Annotated in this window: 9 protein-coding genes; 6 read left to right on the top strand and 3 right to left on the bottom strand. The window is 70.0% G+C overall.

Going from position 1 to position 12,838, the window contains the following annotated elements; translation table 11 throughout:
- The first annotated feature begins 133 nt into the window (after window positions 1-133).
- The 3 genes from cutA to AC1DQP_RS06455 are packed head-to-tail and all read left to right on the top strand — an operon-like array spanning window position 134 to window position 3,398.
- The gene (cutA, locus tag AC1DQP_RS06465; RefSeq protein ID WP_256775967.1) at window positions 134-472 is read left to right on the top strand and encodes a divalent-cation tolerance protein CutA; all 339 of its coding nucleotides are present in this window, start codon (window positions 134-136) and stop codon (window positions 470-472) included.
- Window positions 472-2,844 carry a protein-disulfide reductase DsbD family protein gene (locus AC1DQP_RS06460; protein WP_457319330.1) on the top strand — a complete coding sequence of 791 codons (2,373 nt, stop codon included), beginning with the start codon at window positions 472-474 and terminating at the stop codon, window positions 2,842-2,844. Before cutA ends, AC1DQP_RS06460 begins: the two co-directional genes overlap by 1 nt.
- Entirely contained in the window at window positions 2,841-3,398 is a 558-nt protein-coding gene (locus tag AC1DQP_RS06455; protein WP_457319331.1) for a TlpA family protein disulfide reductase, read from the top strand. Before AC1DQP_RS06460 ends, AC1DQP_RS06455 begins: the two co-directional genes overlap by 4 nt.
- A 223-nt stretch (window positions 3,399-3,621) precedes the next feature.
- On the opposite strand, the gene AC1DQP_RS06450 is transcribed toward AC1DQP_RS06455, so the two are convergent.
- Together AC1DQP_RS06450 and AC1DQP_RS06445 are read right to left on the bottom strand one after the other, a co-directional pair.
- Window positions 3,622-6,255 (bottom strand): excinuclease ABC subunit UvrA, encoded by a 2,634-nt coding sequence (locus tag AC1DQP_RS06450; RefSeq protein WP_457319332.1) that lies wholly within the window; start codon window positions 6,253-6,255, stop codon window positions 3,622-3,624.
- A 61-nt stretch (window positions 6,256-6,316) separates the two neighbouring features.
- A complete protein-coding gene (locus AC1DQP_RS06445) occupies window positions 6,317-8,881 on the bottom strand; it encodes a methyl-accepting chemotaxis protein (RefSeq protein ID WP_478051280.1) in 2,565 nt (854 codons plus the stop codon).
- Window positions 8,882-9,090: 209 nt separating this feature from the next.
- Between AC1DQP_RS06445 and AC1DQP_RS06440 the strand changes: the two genes are divergently transcribed.
- From AC1DQP_RS06440 to AC1DQP_RS06430, 3 genes are all read left to right on the top strand, one after another.
- Window positions 9,091-9,912 carry an arylamine N-acetyltransferase family protein gene (locus tag AC1DQP_RS06440; protein ID WP_478051279.1) on the top strand — a complete coding sequence of 274 codons (822 nt, stop codon included), beginning with the start codon at window positions 9,091-9,093 and terminating at the stop codon, window positions 9,910-9,912.
- A 149-nt stretch (window positions 9,913-10,061) separates the two neighbouring features.
- A complete protein-coding gene (locus AC1DQP_RS06435) occupies window positions 10,062-10,910 on the top strand; it encodes an AraC family transcriptional regulator (protein WP_478051278.1) in 849 nt (282 codons plus the stop codon).
- The gene (locus AC1DQP_RS06430) at window positions 10,901-12,007 is read left to right on the top strand and encodes an alpha/beta hydrolase family protein (protein WP_457321032.1); all 1,107 of its coding nucleotides are present in this window, start codon (window positions 10,901-10,903) and stop codon (window positions 12,005-12,007) included. The genes AC1DQP_RS06435 and AC1DQP_RS06430 overlap by 10 nt, the downstream gene beginning before the upstream one ends.
- A gap of 34 nt (window positions 12,008-12,041) precedes the next feature.
- Here the strand turns inward: AC1DQP_RS06430 and AC1DQP_RS06425 are convergent, their stop codons facing one another.
- Complete coding sequence (locus AC1DQP_RS06425) at window positions 12,042-12,665, bottom strand: M23 family metallopeptidase (protein WP_457321034.1); 624 nt, start codon at window positions 12,663-12,665, stop codon at window positions 12,042-12,044.
- Between the last annotated feature and the right edge of the window lie 173 nt (window positions 12,666-12,838).

The raw sequence follows: 12,838 nt of genomic DNA, 5'->3' as shown, positions 1-12,838 counted from the left end.
GAATGGGCCACCCCGGGCCTGTTCACCTCGGCCAAGCCGACCAGCTGCCAGCTGCTCAACTGAGCCCTCCCGACCGGCGCCGCAATGGCGCCGATCGGACCATCCGGGTCTGGCGGTCCTATACTCGGCGGTCATGTCGACCGCCGATCCCGTCTTTCTGCTGTTCACCACCTGCCCCGACGCGGACACCGCGACGCGGTTGGCGCGTGCCCTGGTGGAAGAACGCCTGGCCGCGTGCGTCACCCGCCTGGACGGGGCGCACGCCACCTACCGCTGGCACGGGGAGATCAACGAGGACCACGAGGTCCAACTGCTGATCAAGACCACCGGCAGCCGCCTGGACGCGGCCATCGCGCGGCTGCAGGCACTGCATCCGTATGAACTCCCGGAGTGCATCGCGGTCGAAACCCGCGCTGGCCTGCCGGCGTACCTGGATTGGATTCGGGCACAGACCCGAGAGGAAATTGATTGATGACGCTGTTTCGTCGTGTTGCCGCGCTGTGCGCGTTGTTCGTGGTGGCCCTGCCGGCGCTGGCCGTCAGCGAGAAAGACCTGCTGCCGGTGGACGAGGCGTTCGGGCTGACCGCGCAGGCGCGTGATCGCGACCGCATCGAGGTCAGCTGGAAGATCGCCCCGGGCTACTACCTGTATCGCCACCGCACCACCGTCAAGCCCGACGCCGGCTTCAGCGCCGAGGCGCTGCAGATGCCCGCCGGCAAGAAGCACCACGACGATTTCTTCGGCGAGGTGGAAACCTACCGCGAGCGGCTGACCGCCGTATTGCCGGGCAAGGCCGAGGACGGCACCGACACGGTGACGCTGGAGATCCGTTACCAGGGCTGCGCCGATGCCGGCGTGTGCTATCCGCCGCAGAAGCGCAGCGTGAAGGTGAAACTGCCCGGCGGCACCGCCGGTGCCGCCTCTGCATCGGCCGCGACCGCGCCCGCACTGACCGCGCCCTCGCCGTTCAACAACCCGCTGGCCGGCAACGCCGGCAGCGGCCTGCGCCTGCCCGGCACCAGCAGCAGCCAGTCACTGCCGCTGCCGTCCGAGCGCGCGTTCGGCTTCGATGCGATCGTCGACGATGGCAATACCGTGCTGCTGCGTTTCAGCCCGGCACCGGGCTATTACCTGTACCGCGATCGCACCTCGCTGAAGCTGGAAGGCGCCAACGGCATCCGCCCCGACAAACCGCTGTGGCCGGCGGCCAAGTCGCACCGCGACGAGCACTTCGGCGATGTGGCGGTGTATTTCGACCAGGTCGACGTCAAGCTGCCGCTGCGCCGCAGTCGCGCCGACGCGCAGGACACCACCCTGGTGATCACCTTCCAGGGCTGCCAGACCGACGGCATCTGCTATCCGCCGATGACCCGCCGGGTGAAGCTGTCGCTGCCGGCGGGCAAGGTCAACGCCACTGCAGGCGAGGCGGCGCACACCAATGAAGTGATCGCCCCGCTGCCGGGCAAGGACAAGCGCGCGCAGGCACGTGAACGCGACAGCGCCGGCCTGGCTACCCAGCCGATGCTGATCCGCCCGAACGCCCCGGCCACCGATGCGACCACTGCCGTCGGCAGGCCCGATGCCAGCGCCGACAACGCGCAGCGCACCCGACCGCCGGGCGACGATGCCGCGCCGACCACGCTGATCGGCGCGCTGCTGCTGGCGCTGGTGGGCGGGCTGATCCTCAACCTGATGCCATGCGTGCTGCCGATTCTGTCGTTGAAGGTGCTCGGCGTGGCGCAGAGCGGTGAAAGCCGCCAGCGCGCGCGCAGCCATGCGCTCTGGTACACCGCCGGCGTGCTGGTGGCCTTCGCCGCGATCGGCGCGCTGGTGCTGGCCCTGCGTGCCGCCGGCCAGGCTGCGGGCTGGGGCTTCCAGCTGCAGCACCCGTGGTTCATCGCCGCGCTGGTGTACCTGATGTTCACCGTCGGCCTGAGCCTGTCGGGGGTGTTCACCCTGGGCGGCAGCCTGGGCGGCATCGGCCAGTCGCTGGCCTCGCGCAGCGGTCCGGTCGGTGATTTCTTCACCGGCGTGCTGGCCTGCGTGGTGGCCAGCCCGTGCGTGGCCCCGTTCATGGGCCTACCGCTGGCCTACGCATTCACCGCCAGTACGCTCCCGGCGATCCTGGTGTTCCTGGCGCTCGGCCTGGGCCTGGCGTTGCCATTCCTACTGATCGGCTTCGTCCCCTCGCTGGCCAAGCGCCTGCCACGCCCCGGCGCGTGGATGGAAACACTCAAGCACGTGCTGGCCTTCCCGATGTACGGCACCGCACTCTGGCTGCTGTGGGTGCTGGGCAAGCAGCGCGGGGTGGACGCGATGACCCTGGTGCTGGGTGGGCTGGTGGTACTGGCGCTGGCGCTGTGGTGGTTCGAACGCAGCCGCTGGCGCAGCCAACGCGTGGGCGGCCTGCTGGCGCTGCTGCTGCTGCTGGCCGCGCTGGTGCCGGTGTGGGGCGTGACCCGCCTGGTGCCGCCGGCCAAGGCCGCGGCGGTCGCCAGCGACAACGTGGTGGCCTATTCGCCGCAAATGCTCGACCGGCTGCGCCAGGACAACCGCGTGGTGTTCGTCAACATGACCGCCGACTGGTGCGTGACCTGCAAGGCCAACGAGCGCACGGTGCTGGGCACCGATGCCTTCCACGACACCCTGCGGCGTACCAATGCGGTGTACATGCGCGGCGATTACACCAACGTCGATCCGGAAATCACCGCGTTCCTGGATGAGCACAAGGCCGTGGGCGTGCCGCTGTACGTGGTGTACGGCCCCGGCGCGCCGCCGACCGTGCTGCCGACCGTGCTGACCCAGGCGATCGTCGAAGAAGCCCTGCTGCGCACCGCCCGATGAGCCTGCGGCCGCCACGCCAGACGGTGGTGGTGGCCGCGTTTGCCGCGCTGGTCGGGATCGGCACGGGGGCGTGGTTCTTCAACCGCACGTTGCCAGAGCCCCCGGCGCTGCCACCGCGCGTGGTGGCGGCAGGAGCCGGCATCGGTGATGCCCTGCCGCCCATCACGCTGCCGGATATCGATGGCCGCACGATCGACCTGGCCAGCCTCCGCGGCCGACCGCTGCTGATCAACGTCTGGGCCAGCTGGTGCGCCCCGTGCGTGGAAGAAATGCCGGCCCTGGCCACCTTTGCGGCCGGGCAACCGGCGGACGGCGTGCAGGTGGTCGGGCTGGCGCTGGATACGGCCGATGAAGTGCGCGACTTTTTGACACGGGTGCCGGTGGGCTACCCGATCGTGCTGGATACGCCCGGCCCGGCCGATGCAAGCGTGCGTCTGGGCAATGCGCAGGGGTTGTTGCCCTACTCGGTGCTGGTCGCGGCCGACGGGCGCATCGTCAAGCAGAAGCTGGGCCCGTTCCAGGCCGGTGAGATCGAGGCTTGGGCAAGGCACTGAAGGGCAACGCGGCGCATTGCAGGCGCTGGGGCCGCGATGCATGGCGTCGCGTTACCGTTTGGCCGGGTCTTGACCCCTGTCGCGACACGCCCAACAACGACGAGATCAACTCTCTTTAGCTTCTGGGCTGGGGGACGCTACGCCAGGGGCCTACCGGCTGCGACGCGGCCCCAACGCTCGCGACAGACCCGAACGAAGGCACAGCCCAGATGTAAGAAGGACCTTATTTGAACCAGCGCCGCAGGTAACGCGCGGTCGCGCCGGTGGTGGCGCGGCTGACCTGCGCGGGCGTGCCTTCGGCGACGATCGTACCGCCCTGCTCGCCCGCGCCCGGGCCGACGTCGATCACCCAGTCCGCATCGGCGACCACGCGCAGATCGTGTTCGACCACCACCACCGTGTTGCCGGCGTCGACCAGCCCGTGCAACTGCGCCATCAGCTTGTCCACATCGGCCGGATGCAGGCCGGTGGTGGGCTCGTCCAACACGTACAGGCTGCTGCCGTGCTGACTGCGCTGCAGTTCGGTGGCCAGTTTGATCCGCTGCGCCTCGCCGCCGGACAGCTCGGTGGCCGGCTGGCCCAGCCGCAGGTAGCCCAGGCCGATATCGCGCAGCAACTGCAGCGGGCGCTGCACCGGCACTTCTTCGGCGAAGAACAGCAGGGCTTCCTCCACCGTCATCGCCAGCACTTGGGCGATGTTGCGGCCGTTCCATTCCACTTCCAGGGTCTTGGCGTTGTAACGCTGGCCGTGGCAGGTCGGGCATGGCGCATAGACACTGGGCATGAACAACAGCTCGACATGCACGAAGCCTTCGCCTTCGCAGGTATCGCAGCGGCCTTGGGCGACATTGAACGAGAATCGGCCGGCGCTGTAGCGACGTGCCTTGGCCATCCGCGTGGCGGCGAACAACCGGCGCACGTGGTCGAACAGCCCGGTATAGGTGGCGAGGTTGGAGCGCGGCGTGCGCCCGATCGGTTTCTGGTCGACGTTGACCAGACGCTTGATCGCCTTGGCGCCGGCATGCAGGCGGCCACGGGTGCGTTCGATGCTGCTGGGCACCGGCAGCTCGCTGTCCACCTCTTCCACCACCGGCTCGTGGCCGAGGTGCTCGCCGACCAGCTCTACCAGTGCCTGGCTGACCAGACTGGATTTGCCCGAGCCGGACACACCGGTAACGGCAGTGAACGCGCCAAGCGGGAAGCGTGCATCCAGGCCATGCAGGTTGTTGCGGTGGATGCCGCGCAGTTCGAGCCAGCCCGAGGGCGTGCGCGGCGTGCGCCGTTCACCGCGGCCGGTCTCGAACAGGTACGGCGCGGTGACCGAGGCCTTCACCGTGCGCAGGCCGTCGGGCGGGCCGCTGTAGAGCACCTGCCCGCCATGCTGGCCGGCGCCGGGACCCACGTCGACCAGCCAGTCCGCCCGCCGCAGCATCTCCAGATCGTGCTCGACCACGAACAGCGTATTGCCACCAGCCTTGAGCTGGTCCAGCGCGCGGTACAGCGCCTCGCCATCGGCCGGATGCAGGCCGGCGGTGGGCTCATCGAGCACGTACACCACGCCGAACAGGCTGGAGCGGATCTGCGTGGCCAGGCGCAGGCGCTGCAGTTCGCCGGGCGAAAGCGTCGGGGTGGCGCGGTCCATCGACAGATAGCCCAGCCCCAGGTCCTGCAGGGTGGCGATGCGCTCGACCAGGTCGTGGGCGATGCGTTGAGCGGCGATGCGCTTTTCTTCGGACAGATCCGGGGTGCGGCGCACATCGCTCCCGCCCACGTGCGAGGGGCCACCGGCAGCCGCGCGCGCCCGCAGCGCCTTGCGACCGGCCGCGCGGCTACAGGTGGCCGCCGTGGTGGGCGCATCGAAGCGGCCTTCGGCGGCTGGGCGCAGCGCATCGGCCATGGCACTGAGCGAGAGCTGCGACAGCGCGCCGATATCCAGCCCGGCAAAGGTCACCGACAGCGCCTCGCGCTTGAGCCGTTTGCCGTCGCAGACCGGGCAGGCGGTGCCGACCATGTAGCGGGCCACGCGCTTTTTCATCATCGCGCTCTGCGTGGTGGCGAAGGTGTGCAGCACGTAGCGGCGTGCACCGCTGAAGGTGCCCATGTAGCTCGGCTCTTCCTTGCGGCGCAGCGCGGCGCGGGTTTCGGCCGGAGTGAAACCGGCATACACCGGCGCCACCGGTTGCTCTTCGGTGAACAGGATCCAGTCGCGCTGCTTCTTGGGCAGGTCGCGCCACGGGATGTCCACGTCGTAGCCAAGGGTGACCAGGATGTCGCGCTGGTTCTGTCCATGCCAGGCCGGCGGCCACGCGGCGATGGCGCGTTCGCGGATGCTCAGCGACGGGTCGGGCACCATCGACTGCTCGGTCACCTCATACACATGGCCCAGGCCGTGGCAGTTCGGGCAGGCACCCTGCGGGGTGTTGGGCGAGAAGTCTTCGGCGTACAGCATCGGCTGCCTGGCCGGATACGTGCCGGCACGCGAATACAGCATGCGCAGCAGGCTGGACAACGTGGTCACGCTGCCCACGCTGGAGCGCACGCTGGCGGTGCCGCGCTGCTGCTGCAGCGCCACCGCCGGCGGCAGGCACTCGATCGCATCCACGTCCGGCACGCCGACCTGGTCGATCAACCGGCGCGCGTAGGGCGACAACGACTCCAGGTAGCGGCGCTGCGCCTCGGCATACAGCGTGCCGAAGGCCAGCGACGACTTGCCGGAGCCGGAGATGCCAGAGAACACCACCAGCGCATCGCGCGGGATGTCGACATCGACATCCTTGAGGTTGTGTTCGCGGGCACCACGGACGCGCACGAAGGCGTCCGTGGCGGCGGAGGTGCGGGGCTTGCGACGGGTGCTCATGCACGCAGGATAGTGAGCGCACGCGCAAGCGGCCAGTGAAGGGACGTGAGTGCCGCGTGTGCTATGCCGCCGCCCTGGCGACCCGACGGGTGCCGGAACGCTCCACCACGAAGGCGTCCACCGCCTCGGACAACAGCGCCGCCTGGCGTTCCATCGCATGTGCCGAGGCCGAGGCTTCTTCCACCAGCGCGGCGTTCTGCTGGGTACTGCCATCCATCTGCAGCAGCGTCTGCCCAACCTGTTCGATGCCGGCGCTCTGCTGCTGCGAGGCGGCCGAAATGCTGGCCATGATCGCGCTGACCTGCTGCACGCTGCCGACGATCTGGCCCATGGTCGCGCCGGCCTGGTCGACCTGGCGGGTACCGGCGGCGACGGTGTCCACCGAGGCCTCGATCAGGCCCTTGATCTGCCGCGCGGCATCGGCGCTGCGCTGGGCCAACAGGCGTACTTCGCTGGCCACCACCGCGAAGCTGCGGCCCTGCTCGCCGGCACGCGCCGCTTCCACGGCGGCATTGAGGGCGAGGATGTTGGTCTGGAAGGCGATCCCGTCGATGACGCTGGTGATGTCGGCGATGCGATGGGAGGCCTGGGCGATCTCACGCATGCTGACCACCACCTGCGCTACCGATGCCCCGCCCTGTTGGGCGATACCCGTCGCCTGCAATGCCAGCTGGTTGGCCTGCTGGGCGGCATCGGCGTTCTGGCGCACGGTGGCGGTGAGTTCCTCCATCGACGAGGCGGTCTCTTCCAGATGCGCGGCCTGGCGCTCGGTGCGCCCGGCCAGCTCCTGGTTGCCGGCGACGATTTCTCCCGCCGCACCGTTGATGGCCTGCGAGGCCTGCTGGATGCGCGCGACGATATCGGTGAGCTGCTGCACGGTGGCATTGGCGTCGTCGCGCATGTGCGCGAACACGCCCTGAAACTCCCCCTGCATACGCACCCGCAGATCACCCTGGGCCAGCGCCGACAGCAGCACCTGCAACGCCGACAGGTTGCCCTGGAAGGTATCCAACAGGCGGTTGATGCTGACCGCCAGGGTCAGCAGGAAGCCCTGCTTACCGTCGGTTTGGATGCGGCCATGCAGCTGGCCCTGCGCGGCCGCGTCGACCAGCGCGGCCACTTCGGTTTCCACCGTGGTTTCCAGGGCGCGGCTGCGCCACTCCACCGCCGCACCCAACAGCTGTCCGCCGTCGATGATCGGGGTGACCACCAGCTGGTAGCGGGTGCCGGCATGTTCGATCTCATGCTGGGTGGAGGCGGTGCCGTGCAGTTCGGCGTGGATGCGGGTGAACACCGGATGCAGCGTCTGCGCCGGTTGCCCGCGCCACTGCCCTTCCGGCACTGCCAGTTCCACCAGCAGCGCATGATTGAGCAGGCTGATCCGGCCGTCCGGATCGAGCACCATCACCCCGGTCTGCGCGCTGTCCAGCGCCTGTCGCGCCCGCGCGTTGTCGCGTGCGGTGGCGCGCTCGGCCTCGATCCGCTCGCGCAGACGCTGCTGCATGTGCACCAGCCGCTGGGCCAGCTGGCCGATCTCATCATGCGGGTTGTGGACGGTCAGCACCGTGTCCAGGCGGTCTTCGGCGATGGCTTCGGCAAAACGCAGGGTGTCGGCGATCGGGCGGCGCACCGCGCGCAGCACCAACAGCAGGCTGCCGATCAGCACCGTCGCAACCAGGGCCAGGGTGCTGCCGAACAGCAGCGTCATCGCGTGGGCCTGCGATTGCTGGCGGCCACGTGCGACGTCCAGTACCGCACCCTGCGCGCGCGCCAGCTGTTGCAGCGCTGGCGCGATCTGCGCGGCGGTATCGGTCAACGCGGCGGCCTCGACATCCAGGCCGACGCGGGCGGCCGTGTAGGCGAGCAAGGCGCCCTGATAGGCGTCCATGCCGCTGCGCAGGGCGTCCTGCGTGGCAGCGGGCAGGGCGGATGCGGACAGCGCCAGCTCGAACGGCAGCTTGGTTTCGCTGGCACGGTCGGCATGCGCCGAATCGCCGGTGAGCAACAGCAGGGCCTCCTCGCGGCGCATCGCCTGCCAGTGCGCGGTCAGCGCCGCTGGGGCGGTGTCGCCCAACAGCGTGCTCACCGCGTCGGCGCTGGCATCCAGCTGCGCGCGCAGGCCGGCCTCGCCACGGCCCATCTCGTCGGCCCGCGCGTTCAATGCGGTGATGCCGTCGGCGAACGCATGCGCGCGCTCAGCGAGCGTGCGCAGGGCCGTGGCGGTGCCCGCATCGTGGGGATCGCGCTGCAATTTCGCCAACGACTGCTGCAACTGCTGCTGGGCCTGCTGCAATGCGTGGCGGTCGGCATCATCGAAGGTGGTGGCATAGCGGGTCTGCAGCCGACGGGCGTCGGCTACTTCCGTGGCCAACGCAGCCGCCAGCGCCGCATCCTGCTGGTGCGCGGCAAAGGTCGACGCGGCGCGCTCGCTGTTGTGGCCGGTCCACGCATAGACCAGTGCCACCACCAGCAGACCGCTGCCGCAGATCACCAGCGCGGCCTTGAGTTTGCGTGCGACACTGAGCCTGCGCAGAGACGCGATACCGCGTGCGAAGCGATGGAATGGGGGCCGTTGGCCCAGGCGGGCAAGCGACGCAGACAGGCGGTGGGGGACGACCGACATCACGCACTCCAGGCAGAAGGACGCATCGGTATCGGCCGGAGTTGCGTGGACTTTAGGCCTTTCTATCCAACCGCCCACGCACGCGATGGGGTGCGCCCGTTGTAACCGGCGCAGACGACGGCAAGATGACCGCAGGCGGACAATCGGCGCGCTTGACCTCAACCGCGGTTGAGCCGCCACAGTGGCGGCACCCCTACCCCGATGGCCGACCGATGGACCTGCACACCCGCAACGCCTACCTGGCCCGGCTGGGCCTGGCCGCCCCGCCGCCGCCCACCCTGGCCACCCTCGCCCTGCTGCAGGCCCGGCACAACGCCACATTCCCGTTCGAGACCCTGACCACGCTGCTGCGCGATGCCGTGGCCATCGATCTGCCCAGCGTGCAGCACAAGCTGCTGCACGACGGCCGTGGCGGTTATTGCTACGAACTCAGCGGCCTGTTCCTGGCGTTGCTGCAGCAGCTGGGGTTCGACGCGCGCGCGATCGCCGCGCGGGTGGTGATGGGACAGACCAATGACACCCCGACGCCACGCACCCACATGCTGGTGCTGGTGCGGATCGAGGCGGTGGACTACAGCGTCGATGTCGGCTTCGGTGGCAACACCCCCACCGGCCCGCTGCGGCTGGACAGCCGTTTCGCGCAACCGACGCCGCATGAGCGCTACCGGCTGGATCTGCACGATGGGGACTACCTGCTGCAGGTGGAGATCGACGGCGCGTGGCGGCCGCTGTATCGCTTCGACCTGCAGCCGCAGGCGGCGATCGATCACGTGGTGGGCAACTGGTATGTCTGCACCCATCCGCACTCCTCCTTCCCCGGGCAACTGCGGGCAGCGCTGGCCGGCCCCGGCTGGCGGCGAACGCTCGGCGCCGGTGTCTACACCGTGCACCGCAGTGGCCAGCCCAGCGAGCGCCGGCGGCTGACCGATGTGGACGACGTGCTGGTGGTGCTGCGCGATGCGTTCGGCATCACCGTGCCACCGCATCCGCGCCTGCGCGAGGCCATCGCGGCGTGGCTGCGCGGCGTGGCGTGAGCGCCTCCTGAGACCTCGGCCGACGCTGCCTGCCGCGCATTCCCTGCGCTGGCGGCGAGGCTGGCACGCACCGATGCACAGCAAGAACGGCCAAGCGCCCGTCCCCACGCTGGGCTACGCTGCGTGCCTGTGCAGCGGGAGGGAACCGCATGAGTGCGGCACGCAGGGCCCTGTGGTACATCGAAAGCCACCACGCCGCGCCGATCGCGCTGGCCGACATCGCCGCCGTGGTCGGCCTGTCGCCGTTCCACCTGTCGCGGCTGTTCCAGGCCAGCACCGGCACCTCGCTGGTGCGCTACCTGCGCGGCCGCCGCCTGAGCGAGGCGGCGCGACGATTGGCCGGCGGCGCCAGCGACATTCTGGAGGTCGCACTCGACGCGGGCTATGGTTCGCATCCCACCTTCACCCGTGCCTTCGGCGAGCAGTTCGGGCGCACCCCCGAGCAGGTGCGCGCGCAGGGGCTGGGCGATATCACGCTGGTCGAGGCGATCAAGCTCGATGACGTGCCCCAACCCTGTGTGCAGCCCCCCAACATCGTCGACGCCGATGCGCTGCTGGTCGCCGGCATCGGCGCGCGGCATCGCGGTGCATCGGTGGCATCGATTCCTTCGCAATGGCAGCAGCTGGCGATGCAGTGCCCACGGGCACCGGCGGTCAGCTACGGCGTGTGCTGCAACAGCGACGAGGAAGGCAGCTTCGACTACATCGCCGGTATCGAGGTGCCGGGTTTCGCCGACCTGCCCCCGGGCTGGCAGGCGATCCGCATCCCCGCGCGGCGCTACGTGGTGGCCTGGCATGCCGGGCATATCTCGGCCATCCGCTCGACCTGGTACTGGCTGTTGAACCACTACCTGCCGTCGGCCGGGCTCAGCCTGGCCGACGCCCCCGAACTGGAGCGCTACGACGCGCGCTTCGATGACACCACCGGCCACGGCGGCATGCAGATCTGGCTGCCGCTGGCCGACACCCCACACACCGGAGACACCGCATGCGCCTGACCCTGCCACTGCTGTTGCTGCTGCTCGCTGCCGTGAGCGCCTCCGCGGTGGCCGCGCCGCCGACGGTGCCTGTCGGCGAACGGCATGGCGTGGCCCACCTGCCCAGCGCGGCAGTGCGCGATGCCGCCGGGCGCGACGCCCTGCGCTACACCGTGTGGTATCCGGCCACGCCGGAGGCACGCGAGCGCCCGATCGTCATCGGGCCGCCGGATGCACCGCTGTTCACCGTGGGCAGCGCAGCAGCCGATGCCGGTATCGTCTCCGGCCGCCTGCCTGCCCTGCTGCTGTCGCACGGCAACGGCGGCAGCGCGCGGATGATGGGCTGGTTCGGTATCGCGATGGCGCGCGCGGGCTACCTGGTGATCGCGGTGGATCACCCCGGCAACAACGGCATCGACCCGATGACACTGGCCGGCAGCATCCTGATCTGGGAGCGCGCCGAAGACCTCAAGGCTGCACTGACCGCCGTGCAGGCCGACCCGCAACTGGGCCCGCACCTGGATGCCCGCCGCGTGGGCGTGGCCGGCTTCTCGGCCGGTGGCTTCACCGCGCTGGCCGCTGCCGGTGCGCGCGTGGACCTGGCACGGCTGATCGCGTTCTGCCGCGCACAGCCCGACGATGGCGTGTGCCGGCCGCAGCTGGAATCGCCGGACACGACCCTGGAGGCACGCATCGCCGCCGCCGCATCGCCTGCGCTGGCGCCATACATGGCGCGTGCCGCTGACGACCACGGCATCCCCGGGATCGGCGCGGTGTTCCTGATGGCCCCGGCGATCGTGCAGGCCTTCCCGCCGGACCAACTACGGAAGCTGCAGCAACCGATGTCGATCCTGGCCGGGGATGCGGATGAGGTAGCCCCGCCGGTCACCAACGCCGAGGTGGTCGCCGCGCTGAGCCCGTCTGCCGGGCTGCGCACCGCGCCCGACGTGGGCCATTACGATTTCCTGGCTACCTGCACCGATGCCGGGCGGCGGGTCATGCCTGCGCTGTGCACCGGCACGGTACCGCGCGAGGACACCCACGCGGCCGCGATCCTGCAGGCGACCCATCTGTTTGATGAAGCCCTCGTGCCGGAAGGTGCGCGATCCAACCGCTAGCACGTCGGTCGGTCAACGCCGTCGAGCCGCGCACTCATTCGCTGCGCGGTGCGGCGCCGACCGGTGCAGGTTTCCACGCGCGCAACAACGGCAGCGGGTCGTACGCGCCATCGGCACCATAGATGCCCCAGTGCAGGTGCGGCGGCGTGCCCTTGGCATTGCCGCTGTCGCCGACATAGCCCAGCACGGTGCCGGCACTGACCACCTCACCGCGCACCAACCCCTCCCGCCAGCCCTCCAGATGGGCGTAGTAGTAGCGCTCGCGCGCCGGACCCAGCACCCACACCTGGCGCCCGCCCAGGCCGCCCTCGCGGATATCCACCACGACCCCGTCGCTGGCGCTGCGCACGGCAGTGCCGCGCTTGGCGAAGATATCCACGCCGGCATGGGTACGGTCGCGCCCGCGCGGCGCGCCGAAGGTATCGGCGATGCGCCGGGCCTTCACCCCCTCCACCGGCACCGGCAGCGCACGCGGCGGCGGCAGCCGCGACAGGCTCCACAGCGCGCGCGGCACCTCTGCCCAGCGACTGTTCCACAGCATGCCCACCGCCAGCGCGCAGGCGGCCAGGACCAGCAGGCGGATCAGCCAGCGGCGCAGGCGCCGTGCGGGGGACGGGGCCGTGCTGGCGGTCGTTTCGGCGGGTTCGTCGCGGGGCATCGTCGCTCCAGTGCGGGTGCTGCGGGGCCTCGCAGCGGATCCGAACGACAATACAAAGCCAATGTGGGCCCAACATGAAGTAGTGCCGGCCGCTGGCCGGCTGCGCCTGCCGGTGGGTAGTGCCGGCCGCTGGCCGGCTGCGCCTGCCGGTGGGTAGTGCCGGCCGCTGGCCG

The organism is Stenotrophomonas sp. P5_A8, assembly GCF_056400545.1.
This window is presented reverse-complemented; position numbering and strand designations above follow the sequence as displayed.